Consider the following 26,065-nt stretch of genomic DNA (forward strand, 5'->3'; position numbering starts at 1 on the left):
TTTTTTATATCTCTGATCTTGGACCGAATTGAACGAATTCTTGAATTTGTTCCATGACTTTCGTCTGTCTACTCGTCACGCTACATGATTGTGTGTTATTAAAGAACTTTTTCCGCTTCAACTTCCGTATCCGCTGTATTCAGACGGGCATTGCGCCCGCTTTTATCTTGTTTTGTCTCCCCGGCCGTTTCAGACGGGACTGCAAAGGTAGGAATCTTTCCGGAACTTCCAAAAAACTTTTAAAGTTTTTTTTCTTTTTCCCTCCGGGTTTCCGCGTCTAACACCCGTTAAACCCTTCTTTTTTCATGGCTGCTTCTTCCGCAGCAGCCCGCCCTCCCTTGCGGAGTGGTGCAAAGATAGAAACTTTATGAACAAAGTTCCAAGCCTTTTGTCCTTATTTTTTTGTTTTTGCCCTAACACGCTGGACAGGTGCACGATTGTTTTTCAAACTTGCTGCGCCGGGACCGCAAACAGGGTCCGAAAGGGCGGGGAACAGATCCTGAAGACGGATTACCAGAGCCGGCAATACTCCGATAATCCTTGACAGCAGCATGGACTCAGCACGGTGGCTCAGCCCTGTTTCCGTGATGAGTCCGTGTTGAGTCCGTGTCCTGCACGCTCTCAGCGCCTCCCGGCCCTGTTCTCACTCCACGGTCATCCTGCCCCGGATGCGGATAAGGCGCAGAGCAGCAGTGGATCCCCGGTGCACCGCAGCCCGAGAAAACATGGGGCAGCACCGACACACGCACTCCGGACACACGATCTGCTGACTGCCGGGCCGATACAGGCCGGAGGCGCACGACCAGCTACGGATATCCGGTCCAACGTCCAAAGGGCAATTCGGCAGAGGCCAATACATACTTTTATATAGGGTTTACTTAGGGTTTATTTAGGTTTAGTTTAGGTTTTCATTAGGCTCAGGCTAAACTAAACCTAACGGAAACCTAACTAAGAAATATGCAGTATCTAAGTAAATATGGGACTTGGTCATACCATACACAGGCTTTCAAACTACTGTTCATGAATAGCTAGCCAAACCGAGCAGAAAACGACTATTTTTTTATAACACAGTTTTCTTTTTCCCATTCAATCAAGGATAGTCCACCACATATACCCGATTGTCCCGCCAAGTATTGTAAGTGCTCTTTTGTATCTGGTTAACCACATAGCCATAGCCGCGGTTGGGTCCGTTAGAAAGGCTATTATTGCATATATGTTTGAGCTTTATTTCCGGTTTCACGGGCACTTCCACCGAACTTTCGATCCTGATCGCATTCACCAAAACATCATATATCCCAAAAGCATAGGCCTCATGATGCTCAACTTGATCAGCAACCTTGTATGCAGCAAATCCATCACGCCTTCCATTTTCGCTCCGGTATGCTGCCTGATCAGGTGCATCATAAGGACTTTCGCACTGAAAAAAGTAGGTTCGTCCATAATTACCTGTCCAATAAGTTTGATAATCCTGGAAATGCTCATTGAATAAGGCATACATCGTCATATAGTCGCCATTGACAACTAGACCATTACGGGCTGTATTAACAGCCCAGCCTACGCTGCCTTTTACACCATGATCAGCACGCCATATCCAAAAATGATCACCGATCACATCATTACTATTGACAATAATCGACTGATCTACATGGACTTTATCTGCTCTAAATCCTCCGATACGCAAAAAAAGATCCGCCAAAAGAGTCGGATTACGATCATGTCTCTTCGTACTTTTTTCCCTTCCAGCCTGAATCAGGCTATGCGAACTATAATGTGCATCAAACATCAGTGAAGCCACAGTAACACCGTCCACATCCTCCATCAGAATTGCCGTATTTGAATTTTCGACACCCGGAATCAATGTAGCTAGCCCAAGGCCGAGCACAATTGTATTTGCTTGCGTAATATGCAGGGGTTCGGACAGAGTATACATTCCCGGTGTAATCAACAGATGCTTTCCAGTCTTTAGTTGTCGGTTCATCTCAGATGCCGAAGTCCCTGGCTTGACCACATAAAAGTCTTTCTCGACGTCAATAATCTCCCCCTCGCCCATGTAATCTCGCGTAAAAGACACACCTATGCGATTATGTTTCAATGCAGGTCGGAAAACCTTATATCGTCCGTCATCATCGAAAAATAGAAAAGGCTTTTCGCGAATAAGGGGCGTTGTTGGGATAACAGTCACGTTTCCACCCTTCGCCCAGTTGTTTTGGTAGGTACTTCTGTCAACAGTAGGGCCAAAATCGACTCCTTGAAAACAATAATTGTATTTAATTTCCTCAAACCTGCCCCTGCCTTTATTCAAAAAGGAATTGCGTGTATACCACTGTTGCTGATTTTTAGAGCCTACAGCGGCTTCAAAATAACAATCTGCCGTATATCCACCACTAACCCAACCATTTGCCCATTGGTTTCGCACAACTCGGGCAGAATAAACCCGACGCAGAGGTGCCGCCTGCGACACCGCCCATTTGAACGTTTCTTGTTCGTCATAGCTCTCCGGCCCAAGGACTGACAGATTCTCTGCCGATCGCCAGAAGGTACAGGTACCGTTACCCTCCGGTAAATGCGGCGGTGTGTGTATATTGGAGACGGCGACATCATAAGGAACCTTTCCCAAACCGGCTACCTGCACATAAAAAGGAATGTTCAACAAACCTGCCTCCCGATAATCGCCGGGCTTAAAGAGCAATGCATAACGGTTGGGGCTAAATTCCTTTCCAAACATCTGCTCATGGAGCTGGTTGACTTCTCTGCCGACATGACGCTTATTGTCCATCGGGCCATAAATAAAAGTACTTTCTCCAAAGAGCTGAAGCTCCATCCCCATACGTGCGACGGGTTCGCGTTTCACGGTCTGTATTTCGTAATAATAATCATAAACATTACCTACTACTGCGCTATCGACATAAACAGGTTCGTCGACCTTTGCAATGGTTTGATAGCCTCCCAAACGACCTTTGGACCGGAGGATGAGAAATGGCCCTTTCAGCTTTTTATCCAGTACCTTCTTGCTAAAGTTAAGGTAAATGTGACCGGCATGAGCAACGACTTCGAGATCTTCAGCATGGGCGGAACACCGCTCAGGTTCACCCAAATTCGGGCGATTGTATTCTTCTTCTTTCTGCCGTTCTATCATGCTAGCTTTTATCTGACGACCGGTATCGGCGTACACGGAGGATCCCGACATTCCACTAGCGTACTGTATCACCGAAAAAATAAGAATCGGGATTATATTATTCTCGAATATCCGCATAACAGATTTTTTTTAGGGTTTGATAACGTTTATTTTTTTGAGGCGAATGGCACTTAACATGGTTTTGCCTCTTCGCGGATTAAAGGAAACCGTCAGATGATTTTCATCTTTGACCTTTACCTGATATTGCCGGCGAAGAACGCTGAAAGGCCCAACTTCGCTCAATACGTTTAGCCCGGCCGCAAGGTTACGACTGCCTATTTCAATATCGAAAACCCGTTGCGTAGCCTGTTGTTCTCGCTGCTGTCCCTGCTGTTCAAGGTCGTAGAGCAAGTTTTCCTTAGAATTAGGTGCTTCGAGCTCAGTGAAGAACAGTTCGATTTCATAATCGCCCGGCAACAGATCAAATCGATATGCCTCCAGACCTTGAAGCTGTGTCTGGAAAAGAGGGTCGTCCCAAGTTCCGCGAATATTGACATCACTACCTAGATTCTGCCGCCCTGTATTTTTTAAGCGATATTTTTCTCCCCGGATATATCCCCAGCTGTTAGGCGTATAAGGCTGGTCCGGAAACCACTGGTTTCCCAAAGAATCGGTATATTGGCGGTTGTCACCGACATTGATATGTAGCTCTTCCCAGCCTTCGTCCTTCCTGAGGTCATAAGGCATAACCTCACAATCCAAAGTTAGACTATCGAAAGAGCTCAACTTTCCTCTATGCGAGGCCAGAGCTTGAACGAGATGCCTGCCCCGGGTTACAGGTAAAGCCCATACAATCATCTTATCTTTCGGAATCTTCGTCCCCATTGATCTGCCATCCAAGAGTAACTTCACCGAATCCGAGTTGGTAAATATCGGTAACCTCAACCATCCGGAACCCACGGTTTCCGGGTTCGAATTTGACCTGGCGCCCCATTTGTTTGCATAGGTTGTGCCGATCTTTACAAAAGGTTGTTTCCTCAAGTAAGCTTGATATAGAAAATAGGTATTTTTCGCTTTTCGGCCCCAGGTCAATAAGCCTTTCGTATTGATATGCGGCATACTTTCCTCCCGCGTCTCCGAATTAAAATCGGATAAATTCCAGGCGACGCCACCAGCAACATAGTTTTTTAGAAGTATATCATTCAGATAGCCTTGGTGATACATCAGAGCATAGTTCACACTTTTATCAAACCGGACTGGCGTATCTGCTTGTATTCTATAATCGGCATCCGCGCCATATTCAGTAACCAATAACGGTTTATCGGGCAGTTGCTGATGAATATAGTCTAACTGTTTACCGAAATCTGCAATAGTACCACCATACCATCCGGGATACAGGTTCCAACCGACCAGCATCGGCACTTTGGTCAGGCCGGTCCGATGATAGAGATCCACATTGCCATGATTGGCAATCATCGTGTATCGGGTAGAATCTTCGGTTCGTGTGAGCCTTTCCAAAGCCTTAGCCAAGGCTACGACAGATGTAAAATATTTTTCCTGACGTTGCTTGTCTTTTTGATAATGCGGCCGAAGAAAAATCTCGTTCATATATCCCCAAATAATAACACTGGGGTGATTGCCATATTGTCGAATCATCTCCTTTAGCATCTGGAAACTATGTTCAGTGAAAGCAGTACTTTCGGTGATTTCATTAACTAGAGGAATTTCCACCGATGCCAATAGGCCTAAACTATCACAGGCGCTCAAAATCGCCGGGTCTTGGGGGTAATGCGCTACGCGCAAAAAGTTGCCTCCCATCGCCTTTAGCTTAACAAGGTCTTTTATCTGTAAGGTGTCAGGTACCGCGTTCCCTATGCCTTCAAAATCCTGGTGCCGGCTTGCGCCAATCAATTTCAGGGGCTGTCCGTTTAAAAAAAATCCTTTTTTGGAGTCGAATGAAAAATAGCGAAGACCGACCGTATTTTCGACCCGGTCAAGCAGACGTCCATCGGAACCGTAAATGCTCGTGATCAACCGATAGAGATAAGGAGATTCGGGCGACCAAAAGCGCAGATACCTCGAGGGAATCAGATCCGAATGGAAATTATGCGCTATGCCAGGTTTCAGCACCTCCTTTTGGCGCATCTTTTTTATCAATATCCCTGTAGCATCAAGGAGTTCGGATTCAATGTATACTTCACGCGAATATGCTGAACAATTCTGAATATCACCGCGGAGATGAATAACCGCATTTCTTTTGGAGTCTATTTGTGCATTCACGCGTAGCCCATTGCTCCCATATTGTGTATCCGTAAAATGGACTTGATCCAACAAGAGTAATGAGATTGGTCTATAGATACCACCAAAAAAAGTAAAATCTCCACTTAAGGGGGCAATATCCTTATTGAAACGATTGTTAACACGAATAACGATCTTGTTCTTTGCGTTTTCCTTTCGGTACAACTTATCCGTAATATCGACTCGGAAAGCCGTATAACCACCTTTATGATCAGCAACTTTCTGTCCATTAACGAATATAGCTGCTTCCTGATTGGCCGCTCCGACATGTAGCAGGATCCTCTTATTTTGCCATTCGGCCTTCCAGTCCAAGTCGTTTTGATAATGCGCCCCGCCGCGATAATAACCGCTTTTATCGTCCATCACATCCGCTATATTCCATGAATGTGGAAGATTGACCTTTTCCCATTTTTGTTCCCGGCCATTTGAGTCCTTGCCGGAAGTAAAATCCTTCCTAAATTGCCAGCCCGAGGAGAAATCGATCAGAACTCGACCCTCTTGTACGGTTTGCGCACGTCCCACCCAAGAGCAAAGCACTAGACCGAGACACAATAAGCTGTAGAGTTGTTTATATATAAGATTCATTCGTAAATAATCAGATTTACGGTGGACATACGAAATGTTCATATTTATTGTTTTTTTGTACTTACCAGTAACAGCACTCATTCGTGGCTCGCAGGAGCCCCTACCTTGGTCCCGCTTACTGATCTATCCTGTTCAATACCAATTTGGTCCAGGCAGACTTTTCGTTCCTTTTACTTTTCTTGCTATCGTTTGTCAGGACACTCTTTACCTTACTTGCATAACTCCAGCAAGTACTCTGTCTAATTCCCAATTTTTGAGAAAGTTTATACGAGGATATATCGCCTCGATGGAAATGAACGAGATACACAAGATAAAAGGCCTTATTGATCGGGATCCGTACATTTTCAAAAATTGTATTGTTCAACACAGATTCTTCATACGTGCATTTGGTGCATCGTCGACTATAAGGCATCTTGCCGGTGCAGTATTTATCATAGCCGCATTTTATACAGCGGTAGTCCTTTTTCCACTTTAATTCAGACAATATTCTGTAACAGGTTTCCTTGTCGGGATACTTTGCTCCAAATTCTTCAAAGTCCATCTCTTTGGACAACAGCCGATCATCAGTAATCCGTTCGATATTAGTCTGTAATTTTTTATTATCCTTCGTTAATAATTGGTTCATACGGTTTATTTCTTCCGATTGAGCCATTAAAAGTTCATTCATCTCCCTGAGTTCCACGTTTTGATGGGCGATGATTTCGGATTTTTCGAGCAATTCTTCTGATTTTTGCATGACTTCCAAAGTCCGTTCCTTCACTTTTCTTTCCAGATCCCTGTTGTGCATTTCCTGCATTCTCTCATTGATTTGCATTTGTTCAATAACCCGTTTTTGTGCGCGCTCTTTTTTGTTTTTTAACAACCGTACTTTATCGCGTATAGCGAAAGACAGGAATGTCATTTCCATGACAAAACCAAAAGTTATGCTGTAATGACCGATCGAACTGGGTATAAAACGTGCATATCCAAGCACATAAAATACCTTTAGTACAAATCCAAGGAAGAGAAAGGCATAAGCGAGCACGAAATAACGGGCTGGGCGGTACTTTTTCCTCCAGAGCCATATTCCGGAAAAAAACGCTACCGACAAGGGGACGATCTCCACGAACTTGTAAATAAACCAGTTCTGGTTAAAACAGAGACAATACACAAAAAATACTATCCGCAAGGCGATCACCATGTCTATTAACTTGTTGAGCTTAGGTTCTTTTTGCTTGACATGGAGCAAGGATTTGGTAAATAGCAGGGCAAAAACGCTTACGCAACAAACAAATAAGCCCGTTGCATATTGATTGAACCATGGCGCTTGGGGCCATAGGTACTGAAATGCTACCCCATCTGAAGACATCTCATATAGGCCAACACACAATATATATAGCACATAATAGAGGTATTGCCGTCCTCTCACTGCGAAGTACATCAGCAGATTATTAAAACTGAACAGGACAATCATGCCATAGAACAACCCAAAGGTAAAATACTCTGTTAACGTATATTGTACGAATCGCTCGATGGTGCGGTACACGAGGATGACGTTGACCATCTGCCTCGAACGCACCTTAAAATACACTTCATAGGTTCCCTTATCCAATGCCGGAATCACAAATTCAAAATTCTTATGCATGAAAAGCCTGTTTTCAAAATCCAAAGATGCCCCGGTATGATAATGCGTATAGCCGCCAGTGCCGAGAGGGATGAATGCTTCAACCCAATCCGCTGTCTGATCAAATAATTCAATAATCCGTTCGCCGGTCATCGGCTGTCCAAAATGCAACTTCACCCTGAACCAATAGGTTGAAGACCGATTAAAGTTTTTGGGATAATACCTCTCATTTGGCCTAAATTGTGCCATCCATTTCGCCGATCTTATTTCGTTAAATGAGATACGATTACTACTATCTTCAAAATAGTATATTTCAGCTGTTTTGAAGATATGCTCGGCCGTGTTTGGATGTATAGCAATTGCCTGCTGTCCCAACAGAAAGTTTATTTGAGAGAGTAATAGTGATAATGTGATTAAAAACTGTCTCATTTTTCCCCTTTTTTCAATCCACATAGCTGGTCGTATGTTTTTGTTCATTGGTTATTATGACCGGATAGGTATTACGGAATCCGCTCATCCTATCCGGTATCATTTTCGAAGATCAAAATAACAAATTATCAGCATGCTTCACTAGCAGAGTGCCCCTACGCTTCAATTTTAGTCCGTGATCTTGTCCAGCGGTGGTACATTATTCTCCGCTCCGGCGTAGCCCTGATTTTGATTGATCATCCCATTTGTGTTAAAACGCTGCGCAGATGCCGGCACAGGCCAGAGCACATGGTACGGAGCAATCTCATAATGTACGCCCTGAACAGTTGGGACTTTATTGCGGTAAAATGCATTTTTTTCCATAATGCGGTCATAGAAGAAATTGCTTTGCGAAAAGTTAGCCATACTATATGTTTTTCCATTATATGCGGGGATACCTGTCTGTGCAAAGATATAAGCTATCCTGGTCAGTTCTGTTTTACGAGGTTCCTCCCAGAAAAGCTCCCGGGCTCTTTCATCTAATACGGTACCAATATGAACGCTTGCCGCCTGCTGCAACAATTGCGCATTTGCACGCCCCCTGACGGCATTAATGTCCGCCATGGCCTGTGCCTGCAACCCTTTCCATACATAGGCTTCGGCCCGCAGTAAGTACGTTTCAGCCAGGCGGAATACATACCAATCTGTATTGGTACCTCGAGGCGGGTTCCAATTTGGATCTTCCGCATACTGATTCGTGGAGTTGATAAACACCTTATAATGTGGCCATCCAAACCAGTGGCGTATCGTATCCAATGCACCGTTTGTAAATACCTTGTTGATGTTGTCGGCGGTAAATTGTTGTACTGGCTGCCCATAGAGCTTTTTCACGTCTGGGTCATTTGAGGATTTAATGGCAGGGTTATTATAAACAAGATCAGTCATATCCATCCACATCCCTTTGGCATGGCGATAATCTGTTTGGTCAGTCCATATCTCCTTCGTACTATAATAGGTGCCCCTATAACGGCCGATTCCTCGTCCATACATTCGGGTTAAAGGGATCTCAGCGTTCACGGCATCGACAATAGCCTGAAGCCCCCCCTGTGGGATCTTTAGATTGGCAAAATGCCAGGCCGGAACTGTATTCCGCATGAGCTGGGAGCCCTGATCCGTACGCCCTTGCAGGGTCTGACGGTCAATCACTAAAAATAAAGCCTCTTTATTGGCTGGGATTGCTTTGTTATCCATACGGTGAAGATCCCATACCACGTTTTTAGATGCATCTGCGGCAGTGCTGCCGAAGCGGTTTTTCATCAATGTATACTTCCCTCCGTCGATGACTCTACTTGCAGCCGCAATAGCCCCATCAAAATCACCTAATGCAAGATCTATCTTTGCCAAGAGATGATTAACGGCGCCATTGGTTACCTCACCTTTATTGACGTCATCTTTCACCCATTGCTGGGCAAACTCCAGATCTTCTTTCATTTTTTTTAAGATAACTTCCCTTTTGGTTGAATAAAAATCGTATTTGGGTGCTGTGAGATCTTTTAGCTGCAGCGGCACATCACCAAATTCATGAACCAGTCTATAATAAAAATAGGCACGAAAGAAATAAGCCGCCCCCAGGATTTCATTTTTCTGGGCTTCTGAACTATATGTCGGACGATCAATATTGCTGATGACTGTATTGGCCGAGCGCACTGCAGCAAAAAAACTGGTCCAGTACCAGCCAATTTTATTGAAATCATCACTGTTCAGATTCGCGTCAGGTGTGATCAGAGACACTAAGTTTTGTGCCGGTGTTGCTTTGTCGGTCGTGCCTTCTACAGCAACATCAGAAAATATCGACTCCGTCAACAATGGTGCGGAGTCGCCAAAGAATTCACCCCGGGCAGCTTTACCCAGTGCATTCAATACGCCTTTGAGGGCATCCACATTATTCAGGTTGTCCGGTGAATATTGCGACAGCTGGTCAGAATCCAGAAAGGTCTTTTTACATCCGGCCACCGCCAACAACGCTACCGAAGCAATCAAGGCGGTCATTCTTATATTCATTTTCTTCATGTTTAATTTAATTATAGAGATACATTCAAGCCCAGTGTATAATAGCGAGGTGTAGGTCCATCATTCTGCGGGTCCCAATAGTTCCACACAGGAGCATAAACCGCCGCGTTGTTGACATTCATATATACCTTGAGATTCCTTACTTTCATGCGTTCGGAAATTCGAGCGGGAAGGGAATAAGCTAATGATACATTATTTAGGCGGATAAAGCTATTTTTCCAATAGACATTGAAACTCGTTCCATTAGTGCCACTTCCAAGACGAGCGTAGTCGTTTGTCGGATTGTCAGGTGTCCAGTAGGGCTGGATATAAGAATTAGACCGCATGAACCCAACGCTTCCGGGATTGTTCTTAGCTTGGTTAAACTGTTTCTTCTGCCCCCAGTTGGAAATCAGCTGAAAAGAGAAGTCTATATTTTTGAATAGATTGAATTCGTTACGGAGTGACCAGGTAAATCGTGGCGAACGATAGCCAATAAATTGTTTATCCTCGTCATTGTACACAAAGTCGCCGTTCACATCCTCTAGTTTGAAATCGCCGGGCCGAATGCTTGCCTTTGTAAACTTCTTGGCCTCCTCGATTTCATTTTCCTGCCATACACCCATCACCTTGTAGTCCCAAATGACATCGATATCCTGACCGATAAACCAGCCATTACCAGGGTCATCATTTGGTGTTGCCAACCGTACGATCTTATTTCTGTTTAACGAAAGGATAAAATTTGAGTTCCATTTGACGTTGCCATTCACCATATTCCGGCTAGTCAGACTCAATTCGAGTCCTTTATTCTTCACTTCCGCCAGGTTGGAGTAAACAAACTGATAGCCAGACACACTGGATAGAGATTGTTTGACCAAAAGATCGTTGGTCTTTTTACTATAGACATCCACTGATCCGCTGATCCGGTCCTTAAAGATCGAAAAGTTCAATCCGGCATTCAGTGACGTTGTTTGTTCCCATTTGAGATTTTCATTCCCCATCCGCGAACCGATCACAACGGTATTGACCTCTGCAGGGGCCCCATTGGCATCTACAGTCTGATACTTACTGATAGTCAATTGAGATAAAGCGGCATAGGGATCCACTGTTCCATTGTCGGGGTTCCGGAGATCCCGATTTCCATTGATCCCGTATGAAAGCCTTAGTTTCCCAAAATTTAACCAGGAAAGATTTTTCAGGAAAGACTCTTCGGAAAAAGTCCATGCGCCAGCTACTGCGGGAAAAGTCGCTCTCTTGCTATTCACACCAAACACGGAATAACCATCCCTTCGGACAGAAAATGTCAAATTGTAACGATCCAGCAGGCTATAATTCACACGAGCCATTAAAGCGTCGCCGGTGTATACCTTGTCCTCGCTGTTTACTGAGGGCAATGAACCACTGCCGAGATTATGATACCCCAGATAATCGTTAGGCACGAACCCCTGATTGGCGGCCTGCGTCCACCAAGTCTGGTATTTTTCGGCGTTCGCCAGCAAGGTCACATCAACCTGATGGATCTCAGCGAATTTTCGATTCCACTTTAGAAGGTTATCTATTTGCCAGTTATAACGTGTTTCCTGATCACGGCTTGCCGAACCGCCTACAATAGTGACGTTGGGATTGGCCGACGAGTTATGATTGAAGGTACGGTACATATCAACCCCAGGACTAAAATTAAATTGGTAGGTGATACCTAAAGGTAAATTGACTTTTGTAAAGAGACTTGCGAATAGCGTGTTCTGTTTATTCATCCGGTCATTGTAGGTCATATTTAGGAAAGGATTCCGGGCATTTAATCCACTATCGTCGGTTGGAATTCTCCTCAATGTACCGTCTGCATTGTATTTGTCCCCGTAGGGGGAAAGATTTGTCAACTGCCCCCAATCGGCTTCAATAGCACCTTCATCACGATCGGCATATTGGATATTGGCGCCCATGCGCAAAAAATTAGTTACTTTACCCTCCAGATTTAAACGTGCCCGGAAAGTACTGAATTCACCGCCCTCGATCAAATTTTGATTTTTATTGTATCCCACCGACATATAATAATTGACGTCTTCCTTCCGTCCGCTCATGCTAATAGTATGATCCTGCCTTATTCCGGTACGGAAGATGTCGTCATACCAATCGACAGTTTTCCCAGCCATATAATTGGCTTTTTCATTGGCCACAAGGCCAAGTCTGTCCAGCCAGATGTCCACAGGATCCAGATCTTTATTGGCACCGGAGAGCCATTGTTCTAAGGTTACATCTGCGGGAAGGTTGCGTGGGTCATCGTAAAAAAAGGAAGGTCTGGTACCTCCGGCACGCCCCACATCTGCCCGCCATCTTAAAAAGTCTGTGCCACTGTAGGCACGCTGGTTACGTGCCAGAGTAGCTAGCCCCCAATTGGTATTGGCGGTTAACACCGGTTTATCGCTAGTCCCTTTCTTGGTCGTAATGGCTACCACCCCCGTTGCAGCTTTCGCTCCATAGACAGCCAATGAGCTGGCATCTTTTAACACGTCGATGGTCTGTATATCATTGGGGTTGATATCGGAAAGCTGACCGTTATATATAATACCATCTAACACAATCAGTGGTGATGTCGAAGCACTTAGCGTTGTTTTCCCCCGTACCAATAGGTCTCCTCCACCCTTCGCCGAGGTGTTCTGTGAAACACTTAAACCGGCTATATTACCTTTCAGTAGATCAGCCACACTCTGTGGATTTTCATTTTCCAGCTGCTCGGCTTTCACACTTGCAATAGATCCGGTAACATCCTTACGGGAGGCGGTCCCATAACCGATAACGACGACCTCCGTCAGTTCGGTATTGCCCGCATCCATTGCAATATGTAAGGTTGTCTGTCCGTCGACTTCCAGCTCTTTGTTCAAGAAGCCTACACTGGATAAAACGATTGTTGACTTGGGATGGACAGCGATAGAGAACCTGCCCTGATCGTCTGTTGTGGTCCCGCCTGAACGATTCTTCAATTTAATGGAGACATGAGGAATTGGTTTTCCCTCCCCATCCACCACTGTACCGCTGACCGTCCGATTCTGCGCGCTTGCCATATAGGTACATGCAAGTACACTTGAAATCAAGAGAGTTAATTTTTTGGCCATAATTTCTGGAAATTTAGCGTTGAGATTTGTTAATTGGTTTATTTATGGAGGCTAAATTAACGAGGTTAACTCAGAAAAACAACAAAAATATATTCATAAAAATCTGTAATACAGATAGTTAACACAAAGCATAATACACCTAAATACCAAGTGTGCATCGCGATAACTGGCTGAATTATAAGCGCTATAAATCCGACCGCATGGAAAAAATAATACGGTATATGAACAAATATTTTTTTTCGTTGACCGGACCAATTCTTCAAAAAACGGGAGTCAATGTGTTCCATATGGGAGCCTAACTTAAACAAAAAGGCTATTTATTTCCATAAACAGCCTTTTTTTCTTATAAGCAGAAATCGGTCCTTAATTGATCCCTTTAAAAATCCGGTTCCAGCGTATTTTAGAAAGTCCTCTTCCATCCGCATTCCAGCTCATCCAGGTAAACAGGGCCTTGCCGACGATATGGTCTTCAGGTACAAATCCCCAGTCTCTTGCATCCAGCGAATTGTGTCTATTATCCCCCATCATCCAATAATAGTCCATCTTAAACGTATAGGAGTCTGCTTTTTTTCCGTTGAGGTATAGGCCATCCGTTCGGTTTTCCAAAACGTTGTGTTCGTACACACGTATAGCGCGTTCATAAAGAGGCAATGTCTGGGCATTAAGCGGTACTTTCATACCTTTACGCGGAATGACAAAGGGGCCAAAGTTATCGTAGTTCCATTTATATTGTGGATCGTTGGGGAAGGTATTGATTTCAGTCTCTCCCGGTGCACGCAGGTTCACCTGCATCGATTTGACATTAGACCAGGATTTAACCATCTGCGCCTGTTCAGCTGTCAGAAAAATAATATATACACCGGGCTGGATCTGATGAGTCTCTATTCCCATATCCCTGAGACGCTGTTCGTCCAGACCTGTACCGTCTGTTACAACAGTATAATCCATCTGGCTTTCGGGAGCAACAAAACCGGGCTGGTCGTTGACATAGAGAACAGCATTTTTCATGCTTATTTTGTCACCGGGCATTCCCACGCAGCGCTTGATCAAATGTTCGCGTTTATCCACAGGCCGTGTCTGGATCGTATATTGCCGATGCACGGCATCGACGCCCATCCGACGGACCAGATCGTAGTAGGTCTCATCTGGATTTTCCACCGCCACGGTATCTCCTGCCGGCGCATTAAATACAATCACATCATTGCGTTTGATCTGCTGAAAGCCCGGAAGACGTTTATAGGGAATTTTGATGAGTTCCGAAAAAGCTTTCCCCCCTATGAGCGGCATGGTGTGGTGTGCAAAAGGGAAAGCAATGGGTGTATTGGGGATGCGGGGCCCATAATTCAGCTTGCTGACAAACAGATAATCTCCGATCAGCAGGGTCTGCTGCATGGAGCCCGAAGGGATCATAAATGCTTCCAGCAAAAATCCACGAATCAGGGTTGCTGCCACCGTCGCAAACACAATGGCGTCCGCCCACTCACGTACCATGGATTTCTTATAAGGATACTTCATCTTAAACTCCTGATACGATTGCTGAAGTAGGACGAGCTGCTCTTTTTGAGACAACACTTTTCCTTCCGAACGTGCCGCTTCGAGATTTTTAGCATATAATCCGTTCAGAAAACGGACATTTTTGTCCCTTCCCCATAGCGGCAGTACAATAAAGGGCAGCAACACCGCAGCACAATTTTCCCAAAATCTTCGCTTGCCGAAGCAATGGATAAAATCCAGGTAAAGGTTGTAGAAGACAAACACATTTACTATTGGGATTAACAGCAGGGCGACATACCAAAGCGGCCGGCCCGTGATCTGCGCCTGAACCCATTGGCTATAGACCGGCACAATAGCCTCCCAGCCGCGACGGCCAGCTTTTTCAAACAGCAGCCAAAGCCCATAGGCCGACAGCATGATTAGAACAATAGAAATAATAAGCATGTGATGTTGATTTAATTGCAAAGCCCAAGAGCCTGTTAGTAGATAAAGCGTTTGTCGGCTTCTTGCGCCGATTGCTTGGCTCGCTGCAGCTCATTGTACCGCATGATATATTTTATAAACAGGTCATAATTGTATTTTTTTTCTTTTTCGAACTCAGCAAACAATTCCGGTTCGTCATTGATTAATCGTCCCAATGTGACGGTACGTTTCTTTTTACTATTGCTAAACAGACCGTTGGTATTACTGTTAATTTCAATGACCTCTCCGGTTGCTTTTTTTAAGGCATAGGCATACTTGGTTTTACTGAACCCTACGCCCATCACGGTACCTGAACCCCCGCTTCCAAGCATGATGCCCCCGCCCCCACCGAAATGAAGTTCTGAGACATAATAAGCCATAATTTCGCCATCGACCAATACCTCAGCAAAAGTAGGTTCGAGGTCAGCGGCACGGCTCAGCTGGTACATCTGTGGTGAGGTGCCCGGCACGGGTTCCAGCCCATTTTCTACGTACGATGGTGCATATACTTTCTGTTTCGATTCCCAATATGCACGGAACACTTGGTCGGGAGAAAAGGTTACCTTCTCCTTTTGTTCGTTTTCAAATTTGAGCTTACGGTCTTTTACCGAGGAAATCTTCCCATAAAGGGTATCCCCACTCATCAGTACCAAATAGTCTAATTTCTTTTGATCTTTCTGAGCGTAAACCTTCATCGCGGACAAGAGGAAAAACAGGATGACAATTGTAGATAAAACGGATAAAACTTTCATTCGGATAACTATATTAAACAACGATAAACCCATATCACTAAGGCTATTTAGTCCTTCGATTACAGGTTCTTGCTGGCTTTATGCATATAAAGCTACATAAAAATATAAGAATGCAGGACAAGAAGCGCCGCTTTAACATTTCGTTTACATCGCTATCATCATCCAGTAAAATTTCATTCGGTCAATAAACACAAAAAAGAAGCCGTATCTGCTGACACGGCTTCTTTACAACGGATGAAAGACTCATCTATCCTTTATATTTACTTTCAAATTCAGTTGACGCTTTATTTACCCCATTACTCATGTTTTCAAATGCTTTGTTGATATTGTCGAGCAATGCCGATTCCGCTGCCGGATCCGCTGTATTTTTCTTCCGCAATTCGATCAGTTTCGGATAGTCTTCCGTAACGATCTTTTTATAACCATTCAACCCGTCAAGCACCGCTTTCTGGAAAGTTGCATCCCCTTTAAAATCACCCAAGTCTTCTACTTTCTTGATATCCTCGTTCAGCGCTTTTTCCCATGTTGTACGTACCTCCTCTGCTTTTGTATAATCCGAAGCATTCATGGCTGCGTTCATATCCGTAATATGTTTTTCACTTCCATTAATGACGGTAATAATTGAATTGTTGTACGCCGCCGGATCCTTTGTTCCGCCACAACTTGACATCGACAGCACCGCTACGGTCATGATGCCTGTAATCACTTTTTTGATCATCGTTGATATAGTTTAATTTAATAAGTATTATTCTTCGCAAGTTCAATTTTACCACTTTTTTCCCCCCCAGCTTCCTATGCAAAGATACTTTCCTAAGAATCAACACACTATCACTGAAATCAGGGATTTAATTACCGGTAGGTCAGGCCATGTCCAACTGTTTCTGAAAGTTACTATTTCCATTTCGCTGATCGAAACGCAAGGCTAGGTCTTTGGCCAGTCTGCGATAATGTGCCGAGATTTCATTCGCCTGGTACTGCGGTCTCCCCTGAAAAAGATTGTGTGATTCACTTAGTTCGAGATTAAACAACTCTTCTGGATCAAATTGACCCAAGGCTTCCTCCATATAGCAGGCAAGCTGGAACATCTGCCGGTTATCGGGGCCATCGGCCCAGGGCAGATACCTTTCGATCCACTCTTTGGCCTTCGGCAGATCAGTATAGGAAAAATAAGTCGCCAGTTTGATCGCCGAGAGCAATATCGAAGAATCTTTTTCCTTCTTATAAATTTCCTGTTCAGCCTGCTGGGCCATTTGTAGGGCTTTTTCCATGTCACCGTTTCTACGCCCTTCATAAGCTAGGTTGACAGTTGTGCGTAGCGGTACGTGTGCACAGGTAAATTGTTTTTCCAATAAAGGCAGCGCCTTTTCGGTAGCCGCCGCATAACCGCTTTTCAATAAGGCTGCGGAGACCTCAGCATCCATCTCACAGGCTTCACAGTCGCTCATATCGTCACGCTGCGACGCTTTTACTTTTTGCAGGGCCAGCTCCACGGCATCAAGGTCACGCTGTACCAGCGCATCGCTCAGTTCCTCATTGTGTATGGCCCGTCTGCCATAACCATTGCGGAGCAGCCGCATCTCAAAATCCGATAATGCAGCATCAATCTGCTCACGGCTGACTTCCGGATTATCGTATAACTCAGACATCATCCACTTATACTGCCATAAAAAATCTTCCTCGCTAAAGAGATCCGGATTTTCATCGTAGGCCTGCAATATCCAAGCAAAAGCAGGTAAGGACTCGGTCGAAAATGCCAAGTCGATTTCCTGATTGATCAGCTCGAGCCGCAGTTCATAACCCCATTCAATATCCTCGTTTTCATCAGCAATACGGATTGCCTGCGTTAATAAATTAACTTTCTCCAGCGTATTATCAATACGCTCTATCTGATTCCGTAATTTTTGTATTTTAAGTGTATACATATCGTTTCGTTCCTTCTTAAAGATTCACAAAATTATCCAACCCCATGACGATCAAATTTTTCAGCGCATCGTTCATGACTTTCATCTCCCTTTCCTGAACAGGATATTTTCCTAAGATCAGTGCCTGTACATAAAGGACCTCTATTACTGAGCGCAACAGATAAGGATCTTTGATTTCCAGAATACTGTTGATCAGCCCATTGTCCACATTGAGACACAGTGTGTTCTTGACTTTGTTTTTTGGGGCCGATTGCAGCACACGGGCAAAAGGATTGGCATTATCTTTCAACTGGCTGATCGTCTGCTGCGCATTGTTCTGATCCATCTTAGTGAATATTGCAGGAGTATCCACCGGCTTAAATCTTCGGATTTCCAAGGTACAGGTATAATCGTCGAGTATTTTCTGCACGCGGGCAGTGAAAGCTTCGTACTGACCCGCTTCCTCTTCCTCAAGAGCTTGAAAAGTCCCCAACAACTGTCCCGGCGACATCTCCGTGATCCTGTACTGGGGATAACGCTGCTTTATTTTGCGCAACAACTCTGTATCAAACGTATAGGAAGCATTGACAAGGAGCATGCCCTGGGTATCCGCCATACGGTCAATTTGCTTAAAGTCTTCAAAGTCGGCGCAATAATGTACCTGTTGCTGCTGATCGATGATATTCTGAAAGCTTCGTTGTCCACGATTGGTCTCAAACGGGATATCTGCCAGAAAGATGTCCAGAAAATCAGTATCTTCCAGTGCAAAAGCTTTCAGATGCAGGTAATGTGTCTGGATAATACGTTGATACACCTCAAAATCGATCTTCTTTACCTGCTGCAAATAGGTCTTTAATAGTACGGCAATCTCTTTGCGGGCTTGGCGCAGGAGATCATTCTTCATCAGCGACTCCCGCGAAGCCGTCGCACTGAGTTCCTCGGTATTGACCAGCATCCGCACAAAAAAGGCCCAATTGGGTAACATAGATTGATCTTCCTCCGACAGAAACATACGTCTCAGATAGACGCGGTGACGCTGCTTGCTGCTAAACTGCGTGCGGAAGGGTAGAATATACAGCACACCCCTTGCCTTTCCTGCCGTCGTTTCGAAAGGAATGGCGTCTAGAAAGTTCACATGAAAAATATCCTTACCTATTGCCAGAAGTTCCCCTTTGTCCACGGAAGACGATAGCCATTTGGGCTCGTTGTGATGGATAACTTTGTCTGTATTTCCTATTTGTAGTGCGATACGCTCGCGCAGAGCGTCACCATAATACCGGATTTTCTTCTCAAAATAATCGGGATCGAAGATGTACTTATATTGCTTTTTGGGTGTCAAAATAACGCGGGTACCGATCGGCATATCCTCTTGCATGCGTTCGATTTTATAGTCACCTGTGGCATGCGCCGTCCAGCGAAGCGGGATCTGCTCACGGGCTGACTTGGTCTCCACAACAATTTCGTCGCTCACGACAAAGCAGGACAGTAGCCCAATACCAAACTTGCCGATAAAATCTTTGGCATCCTGTATATCTTTGCTTTTGGAACTCTCGCCGATAACCGACAAAAACTGATGGATGTCAACCTCCTTAAGACCTATGCCATTGTCCTCGAATATGAATTTAGGCCGGTCCAGGTCCGGTAAGACAATGGTGACTTTTCCTTTATGGTCCTGGTCCAAGTGTTTGAGCGCCGTGATGGCATCCACTGCATTTTGCAGTAGCTCACGGATGAACGTATTGGGATCGCTATAGAGATGCTCGGAGAGCAATGCGATCATGCCTTTTAAATTTACTTGAAACTGATATGATTTTTTTGCTGTCATAGTGAGTTACCTTCTCGATTTTTTTGTCAGCCGGATAGCTTCTTCGTGCCCGTTTGCGGCGGCCCTTTCGAACCATTCCAGCGCCATATCCTCATCTTCCTCCACACCATCTCCCATCAGATAACAATTGGCAAGTTTAAATTGCGCTTCCGCATACTCTGCCTCGGCAGCTTTCCTGATCCATTCCACCCCTTCATTGAGATCGGCTTCGACCCCTTCACCTTCGAGCAACTGCACACCGGCGAAATACCTGGCGTAAGTATTCCCCTGATGGGCAACTTCCAAAAAGTTCCGGAAAGCTTCTTTTTTGTCTTCTTCAGTACCGATCCCAAAATAATAACATCTCCCCAGGCGATATATAGCCTCCTGGTTACCACGCTCGGCGGCCTGCTTATAGTAAGAAAAAGCTGTCGGCGGATGCGCTTCCACGCCAACGCCAAACTCATAACACATGCCCAGTCCATCACTGAGATAGCCAAGCTGCTGCGCACGCTCATAGTAGGCAAAACCTTTATCATACTCTTCCAGCTGCTCATAGTCAAAGAAGTAATAATCACCAAGCAGCAGCAGCGCTTCTCCGACCTGCTGGTTTGCAGCCTGCTCCAGCAACTGCAGGCCCCTGGCCGTATCCTGCTGCACCAGGCCATTCAGGTAGTACCGGCCAAGCACGTATTGTGCATAAGGGAAACCCAGATCAGCTGCTTTCGTGATGTATTCAGAGGCTTTATAAGGGTCTTGCGCAACAGCAAACCCATACTCATAACACAGCGCTAGGTCGGTCATTGCCCGGACGTGATTACGGTCGGCCGCCTGCTGGTAGAGGTCGATCATTTTGTCCAGATTGACCTCAGTGCCGATTCCCCCGCGGTAACAACGTCCTAGCTCATACAGGCAATTGAGGTCGTGCATGCCTGCCCCAGCCTCAAAAGCAGCAAACGCTTCAGCCGGCTGCGGCGCACCGGCACCGTGGTAATCCTGTTCCAGATAAAGTCCTTTGAGATAATAGGCGTAAGGATAACCCAGTTCCGCTGCCCGGGCAAAATAGTCAAAAGCCTGCTTATAGTCCGGTTCGCTCTGTAGCTCACTCGCTAACCCGAGTTCGACGACTGCGGCGGCATTGTTATAGCCAGCGGCCTCTTCAAAATAAGGTAGTGCAGCTATAGCGTCGGGCGCCGTCCCATGGATACCGTATTTGATATATCGGCCCACCTGGTACAAAGCCTGTGGCAGCTTCGCCTGTGCCGCATCTCTATAATATGCAAAAGCGGCCTGATAGTCCGATTCCGTTCCATTGCAGCCATATTCCAGCATATTTCCCAGCCTCAGCTTGGCATAAGGGATGTCCTTAGCCGCCAATTTCTCATAACGCTCCCAAGCCTGCTGTTCATCGGCCGGCAGCAAGCGGCCTTCCAGATAAATCTCAGCAAGCTCTATTTGTGCTTCGGCATAATCAGACTGTTCATCAAGCTGAGTAAGTAAGGCTAAGCCCTTTTCCGGATCCAGCATGCTGTCATTATAAAGGTACAGACAGGCAAGTCTGTAACCCGCATAATTGTTGTTGTAGTCGTAAGCCTTTTGCAGATAGAAAACGATATCTTGTTCATCCTGCTGCTTATTGTTTGCTTCAGCACCCAGCATCTGCAATTTGATCAATGCAATCTGTACTGCGGCATCCGTTATCCCATATTCGAACACTTCCTGATAGTCTGGAATCAGTGATTGCAGTTCGTTTGTTGTAGTGGCCGCTGCACGTTTGAGCTCGGTAGCCACAAATCGGCAGTAGCGCGAATCCGCTTTGGCAATGCCTTCTTCGAGTACTTCCAGCTGTCTGCCCCGGTCTGCCTTACGCGAGAAGTAGAACTGCAATGCTTCGTAATAATGGCGCAACAGTTTTTCGTCATCTGAGTCACGCAATACGGCAATCTGTTCAGGCACTTCTTCAAATCGGTCAGTCCAGACATTTAGATGCGCGGCATAGGCAATCCCCCACACGTTGCCTGATGTGGCGAGAGCATCCAGCTGTATCTTGGCCTCATCACGTTCCAGATCGGAGAGCACCCCCAGCTGGTTATAATACAAATATAAGGCCTGCGCCACGGGCACCTGTGCCTCGATAGCCTTCCTTAAGTACAATGAAGCCTTCTGTTTATCGACCACATGCCGCCGGCATAAAACATACTGCATGCCCAACTCGACCCAAGCCTGCGGATGCTGCTGCGCATAACGCTCAAGCAGGTACCGCACCTGCTCACTGAAGAACAGGTAATCTTCATCATCCAAATATAAGTTTGCCGGAAAATCGGCTCCCTTTTCAAATAAAGCATCATACAACCGGTCAGATTCCGGCTCATCCATATGGACTTCAAAATAAGCCAGGCTGTCAAACCATAATACCGGAGGTATCGTTTTGGGCAAATCAGCAGCAAAAGATAGTTCCCCTGATTGCACCTGAGCGATTTTTCGCTGATATTCTTGTCTTAATTGCATATTAAAGCTTTGTTACGTATAAAATATACTTCTCTCACTGAAGAAGCCAAAATAAACAAAAACTTTGCCATTACAGACCATATTCCAACAAGTATTCGCATTTAAACACGCAACAGTGTTGCTTTTAAATTCTTTTTATCTATCTTTGTTGCAACTTAATTGCAAATATAATTTTACAGCATATAGAACTTGATGAACAGGCGTAGCATTCTTATTCTCCTCATGGCAACTTTTATCCTGCGGCAGGCAACCGCGCAGGAACAACCAACTAAGGGTATCGGATTGCAGGAAGTACGCGTAGATGGAAGTTTGTATAAGCAGACAGAAGTTGGAGCGATGACTGTTGACAAACTCACAGCGGATTCTATACAAAAATATCAGGCTGGCAGTCTGATGCAAACCTTGAGCCGCCTTCCGGGTGTGCATGCAATCGGCATCGGAGCCAACCAGTCCAAACCCCAGGTGCGCGGTCTCGGTTTCAACCGTGTTGCCACCGTAGAAAACGGTATTAAACACGAAGGACAGCAATGGGGTCTAGACCATGGCCTCGAAATAGATCAGTTCGGCGTCGGAACAGCCGAAATCATCAAGGGCGCAGCCTCATTTATGTATGGATCCGATGCGATTGGCGGTGTTATCCGCTTATCACCGCCAACCGAATTGCCGCACGACGGCTTCAAGGGCACGCTGAATTTACTGGCAAAATCGAATAATGCGACACTCGGCGGTTCGCTGCAGCTGCAAGGACGCCGCAAAAACTGGGTGTTTGGAGGCGGCTTCACTTACCTGGATTATGGTGACTACCGTGTTCCCACCGATACGGTGCATGTATATAACTATCCCGTGAGGCTTAAGAATGGATATGTACGCAATACCGCAGGGCGGGAACGACATTTCCAGCTGCGCGGCGGATATCTGGGAGATCGATTTTCCTCCATGCTCTACCTGAGCAATTACCATACCCATGCCGGCTTTTTCGCCAATGCACACGGGCTGGAACCCCGGGGTGTAGATACAGCATTGTACGACAGATCGCACCGGGATATTCTTTTCCCCAGCCAACGGATTGACCATTTTAAGCTGCTAAACCGCAATACGTTTACCTTGGGTTCACATCAGGTAGATATAGATCTGGGCTATCAGCGCAATTATCGACGGGAGTACAACCATTATACTGCGCATGGATATATGCCGCCCGTGTACCCCGACACGATGCGCATTCCAATCCAGCTCGAGCGGCTGTATGATAAGCATATCTATACCCTTGCCGCCAGAGACCAGTTTGGTCTGGGCTCTCACCGTCTTACCATCGGAATCAACAGTGAATATCAGCACAATACGATCAGCGGCTGGAGCTTTCTCATTCCTGCTTTTCGCCAAAAGGCGCTGGGCCTGTTTATTTACGATCGTTATCCCATAAACGCACATACGACATTGTATGGCGCATTGCGCTATGATTACAGCCAGATCAACAGTGACTTGTACAGAGACTGGTTTGCATCCCAGCTGGAAAACCAGCCCGACCAATATTTGGTTCGCGCACAACAGCTCAAACGCAACTTTAATAGCCTCGTATGGTCACTAGGCTTGGCGACACAAGCCGGATCCTGGGAGACGAAGTTAACGGTGGGCAAAAGCTTCCGCTTGCCTTCCGCACAGGAGCTCGCTGCCAACGGTGTCAATTATCATTATTTCAGCTATGAGAAAGGTAATGCATTCCTATCACCCGAACAGTCTTACCAAGTGGACTTCTCCCTTGCCTGGCGACCTGAGCGGCTGTCGATTGCGTTCACGCCATTTTTCAATTACTTCTCCAACTATATCTATCTCAATCCGACTGCGGGTTACGACCAGTACTACGGAGCCGGCAACCAAATATTCGAATACGCCGAGAGTAAAGTACGCCGATATGGGGCCGAGCTCAGGCTGGAGTACCGGCCACTTGCCCGCTGGAAGATCGAACTGCTGGCCGATTATATCCGTTCTGAGCAGCTATCAGGAGCGAAAAAAGGGTATACCTTACCCTTTTCGCCGGCGCCTTCGGCTCTTCTAGACCTAAGCTGGATGCCCAAAAATAGTCTTTATTTTAAAGAGTCCTACTTTTCACTGGACTGCAAGTGGACCGCCCGCCAATCCAGCGTTGTACCTCCGGAAGAGCAGACTCAGGGTTATCAGTTATTTAACTTTCGGGCAGGCACACAGCTTCAGGTCTGCCGCTCCAACATTCAGCTGCGGCTGCAGGTACTGAATATTTTCGACCGTAAATATATGGAACATACAAGCTTTTATCGGCTTATCGCATTACCCGAACAAGGACGCAATGTGGTCCTTTCGATGGGCATTCCCTTAGGCAGGATGTGAGATACAGAAAAATACATACCCACTCATGAGAACATTAACAAAATATGCAATCGCAGCCCTGATGTTAAGCACAGTCACAGGCTGTAAGAAAGACAAGGAAAACATCGACACGGAAAAACCCCAGATCGATATCAGTTGGGGCAGCGCTTTTCCAAAACAATGCAGTGAGGTAAGGCGTGGTACTTCGTTTACCTTTCGCGCCCGATTGTCCGACAATGTAGCGCTGGGCAGCTATAGCCTGAATGTGCATCACAATTTTGACCATCATTCACATAGCACGGAGGTGGAAGAGTGCCCCTTAGATCCTGTCAAAACACCGGTAGCTCCTTTTGTCTATGTCAAGACCGTCAATATCTCCGGCCAGCCCCGGCAGTATGATGCGCAGCTTGACATTGAAGTTCCGGCAACTGTAGATCCGGGCAATTATCATTTTATGATCCAGGTAACCGATCAGTCCGGCTGGAGCCTCCAAAAGGGAATCAGCATACGCATCGTAGAATAAGCGAACAGTTCAGATGAAATAACAAAACGAATGACTAAACTTTTAAATCCAATGCACATGAAAACCAGAAACATTAACTTACTGATGCTATTTACTGCATTACTAATTGGCTTTTTATCTTCCTGTAAAAAAGATGACGACGATATTCCGGCAGGGGTAAAACCACAGATCAGTGCACTTGAAATCGGTTCGGGCAACAACAAGACGGCCAAGGCGGGGGCAGATCTGCATCTCGAGGCAGAAATTGTAGCCGAAGCGCTGATCGATAAGATTGACATTGAGATCCACCAGGAAGGTGGCGGCAGTTTCAAATTCAGCAAAACGTATACCGAAGGAAAGTATATAGGTGTGAAAAATGCGAACTTCCACGAACATGTCGATATTCCATCTGAAGCTCCGGCAGGCACCTATCACTTTCACCTGACAGTAACTGATAAAGCTGGAGCGTCGACAACGGTAGAGTCACCACTGACCATTGAGGCAGCTGAGGCGAAGGTAGCATTTAAACTGATCTTTACCGAAGTAGATGCGCATGCCCACGGAGACCATTTCCATGATATCGCTGAAAAAACAGGTGTAGAGCCACTTACCGTCAGCTTTGGCAACAACGGCAAAGCACTATCGGGTGCACACGCTGATATCAGCCCAGAAGCTGTTTATAAGGTCGAGTTCAAGCAGTTTGATGCATCAGGCAAGGAAATCCAAGGCCAGTACATCAAGGACAAAGCAACGGCATCATTCTATAAGGCCTTCCTGACAGGCGGGGCTTTTGTTCTGAACCCCAATAGCAGCACGTCTACCGGAGCTGTATTCCAGCCCAAGGAAGCCACCTACGGCGATGGCACTGCTGTCAGCGGAGCCGTTGAAACAACAGGCATCATCAGCTATTTTACAGCCGGGAAGGACAATGCCGGTGAAAAAGAGGTAACCTATGTCCTTAGAAAGTTTGACGATGCGACAACCAAAGCAAGTGTGACCCGTGTTGACTGGAACCTGAGCGACTATGCAAGCAAATTCGCCGGGCAGGATATCGTCCGCCTGACTTTTGAATTGCATGCCGAAGAAGGGGAACATTAAGTTCCTAAAAAACACGTTGCCAGCAATTTAAGATAT

General features: G+C 45.8%; 14 protein-coding genes. 3 read left to right on the forward strand and 11 right to left on the reverse strand.

What is annotated here, in order from left to right; translation table 11 throughout:
• Window positions 1–1,090: 1,090 nt before the first annotated feature.
• The 11 genes from K7A41_RS05875 to K7A41_RS05925 form a co-directional block, all read right to left on the reverse strand.
• On the reverse strand, window positions 1,091–3,253 hold the full coding sequence (locus K7A41_RS05875; protein ID WP_265712930.1) for a coagulation factor 5/8 type domain-containing protein: 2,163 nt from the start codon (window positions 3,251–3,253) through the stop codon (window positions 1,091–1,093).
• 12 nt (window positions 3,254–3,265) lie between these two features.
• Window positions 3,266–6,040 (reverse strand): glycoside hydrolase family 2 TIM barrel-domain containing protein, encoded by a 2,775-nt coding sequence (locus K7A41_RS05880; RefSeq protein WP_265712931.1) that lies wholly within the window; start codon window positions 6,038–6,040, stop codon window positions 3,266–3,268.
• 73 nt (window positions 6,041–6,113) lie between these two features.
• A complete protein-coding gene (locus K7A41_RS05885; protein ID WP_265712932.1) occupies window positions 6,114–8,030 on the reverse strand; it encodes a 7TM diverse intracellular signaling domain-containing protein in 1,917 nt (638 codons plus the stop codon).
• Between the two features lie 168 nt (window positions 8,031–8,198).
• Entirely contained in the window at window positions 8,199–10,070 is a 1,872-nt protein-coding gene (locus tag K7A41_RS05890; protein WP_265712933.1) for a RagB/SusD family nutrient uptake outer membrane protein, read from the reverse strand.
• A 20-nt stretch (window positions 10,071–10,090) separates the two neighbouring features.
• Window positions 10,091–13,168 (reverse strand): SusC/RagA family TonB-linked outer membrane protein, encoded by a 3,078-nt coding sequence (locus K7A41_RS05895; protein ID WP_265712934.1) that lies wholly within the window; start codon window positions 13,166–13,168, stop codon window positions 10,091–10,093.
• A gap of 363 nt (window positions 13,169–13,531) precedes the next feature.
• Window positions 13,532–15,106 (reverse strand): signal peptidase I, encoded by a 1,575-nt coding sequence (gene lepB, locus K7A41_RS05900; protein ID WP_265712935.1) that lies wholly within the window; start codon window positions 15,104–15,106, stop codon window positions 13,532–13,534.
• A gap of 35 nt (window positions 15,107–15,141) precedes the next feature.
• The gene (locus tag K7A41_RS05905) at window positions 15,142–15,876 is read right to left on the reverse strand and encodes a hypothetical protein (RefSeq protein WP_265712936.1); all 735 of its coding nucleotides are present in this window, start codon (window positions 15,874–15,876) and stop codon (window positions 15,142–15,144) included.
• A gap of 247 nt (window positions 15,877–16,123) precedes the next feature.
• The gene (locus K7A41_RS05910) at window positions 16,124–16,594 is read right to left on the reverse strand and encodes an LIC11966 family surface protein (RefSeq protein ID WP_265712937.1); all 471 of its coding nucleotides are present in this window, start codon (window positions 16,592–16,594) and stop codon (window positions 16,124–16,126) included.
• A gap of 142 nt (window positions 16,595–16,736) precedes the next feature.
• Complete coding sequence (locus K7A41_RS05915; RefSeq protein WP_265712938.1) at window positions 16,737–17,798, reverse strand: hypothetical protein; 1,062 nt, start codon at window positions 17,796–17,798, stop codon at window positions 16,737–16,739.
• Between the two features lie 16 nt (window positions 17,799–17,814).
• Window positions 17,815–19,602 (reverse strand): HSP90 family protein, encoded by a 1,788-nt coding sequence (locus tag K7A41_RS05920; RefSeq protein WP_265712939.1) that lies wholly within the window; start codon window positions 19,600–19,602, stop codon window positions 17,815–17,817.
• A gap of 6 nt (window positions 19,603–19,608) precedes the next feature.
• Complete coding sequence (locus K7A41_RS05925; RefSeq protein WP_265712940.1) at window positions 19,609–22,089, reverse strand: SEL1-like repeat protein; 2,481 nt, start codon at window positions 22,087–22,089, stop codon at window positions 19,609–19,611.
• 222 nt (window positions 22,090–22,311) lie between these two features.
• On the opposite strand from K7A41_RS05925, the gene K7A41_RS05930 reads away from it, so the two are divergent.
• The 3 genes from K7A41_RS05930 to K7A41_RS05940 are packed head-to-tail and all read left to right on the forward strand — an operon-like array spanning window position 22,312 to window position 26,029.
• Window positions 22,312–24,450, forward strand: a complete 2,139-nt coding sequence (locus tag K7A41_RS05930; protein WP_265712941.1) for a TonB-dependent receptor — start codon at window positions 22,312–22,314, stop codon at window positions 24,448–24,450.
• Window positions 24,451–24,475: 25 nt separating this feature from the next.
• Window positions 24,476–24,952, forward strand: a complete 477-nt coding sequence (locus K7A41_RS05935) for a DUF4625 domain-containing protein (RefSeq protein ID WP_265712942.1) — start codon at window positions 24,476–24,478, stop codon at window positions 24,950–24,952.
• Window positions 24,953–25,009: 57 nt separating this feature from the next.
• Entirely contained in the window at window positions 25,010–26,029 is a 1,020-nt protein-coding gene (locus K7A41_RS05940; protein ID WP_265712943.1) for a DUF4625 domain-containing protein, read from the forward strand.
• Window positions 26,030–26,065: the final 36 nt, after the last annotated feature.

Source organism: Sphingobacterium sp. InxBP1, assembly GCF_026191775.1.
Classification (GTDB): domain Bacteria; phylum Bacteroidota; class Bacteroidia; order Sphingobacteriales; family Sphingobacteriaceae; genus Sphingobacterium; species Sphingobacterium thalpophilum.

Excerpts from the sequence above, each read along its gene's own strand:
- K7A41_RS05875 (WP_265712930.1), bottom strand. The coding sequence starts at position 3,253 with ATGCGGATATTCGAGAATAATATAATCCCGATTCTTATTTTTTCGGTG.
- K7A41_RS05880 (WP_265712931.1), bottom strand. The coding sequence starts at position 6,040 with ATGAACATTTCGTATGTCCACCGTAAATCTGATTATTTACGAATGAAT.
- K7A41_RS05885 (WP_265712932.1), bottom strand. The coding sequence starts at position 8,030 with ATGAGACAGTTTTTAATCACATTATCACTATTACTCTCTCAAATAAAC.
- K7A41_RS05890 (WP_265712933.1), bottom strand. The coding sequence starts at position 10,070 with ATGAATATAAGAATGACCGCCTTGATTGCTTCGGTAGCGTTGTTGGCG.
- K7A41_RS05895 (WP_265712934.1), bottom strand. The coding sequence starts at position 13,168 with ATGGCCAAAAAATTAACTCTCTTGATTTCAAGTGTACTTGCATGTACC.
- lepB (WP_265712935.1), bottom strand. The coding sequence starts at position 15,106 with ATGCTTATTATTTCTATTGTTCTAATCATGCTGTCGGCCTATGGGCTT.
- K7A41_RS05905 (WP_265712936.1), bottom strand. The coding sequence starts at position 15,876 with ATGAAAGTTTTATCCGTTTTATCTACAATTGTCATCCTGTTTTTCCTC.
- K7A41_RS05910 (WP_265712937.1), bottom strand. The coding sequence starts at position 16,594 with ATGATCAAAAAAGTGATTACAGGCATCATGACCGTAGCGGTGCTGTCG.
- K7A41_RS05915 (WP_265712938.1), bottom strand. The coding sequence starts at position 17,798 with ATGTATACACTTAAAATACAAAAATTACGGAATCAGATAGAGCGTATT.
- K7A41_RS05920 (WP_265712939.1), bottom strand. The coding sequence starts at position 19,602 with ATGACAGCAAAAAAATCATATCAGTTTCAAGTAAATTTAAAAGGCATG.
- K7A41_RS05925 (WP_265712940.1), bottom strand. The coding sequence starts at position 22,089 with ATGCAATTAAGACAAGAATATCAGCGAAAAATCGCTCAGGTGCAATCA.
- K7A41_RS05930 (WP_265712941.1), top strand. The coding sequence starts at position 22,312 with ATGGCAACTTTTATCCTGCGGCAGGCAACCGCGCAGGAACAACCAACT.
- K7A41_RS05935 (WP_265712942.1), top strand. The coding sequence starts at position 24,476 with ATGAGAACATTAACAAAATATGCAATCGCAGCCCTGATGTTAAGCACA.
- K7A41_RS05940 (WP_265712943.1), top strand. The coding sequence starts at position 25,010 with ATGAAAACCAGAAACATTAACTTACTGATGCTATTTACTGCATTACTA.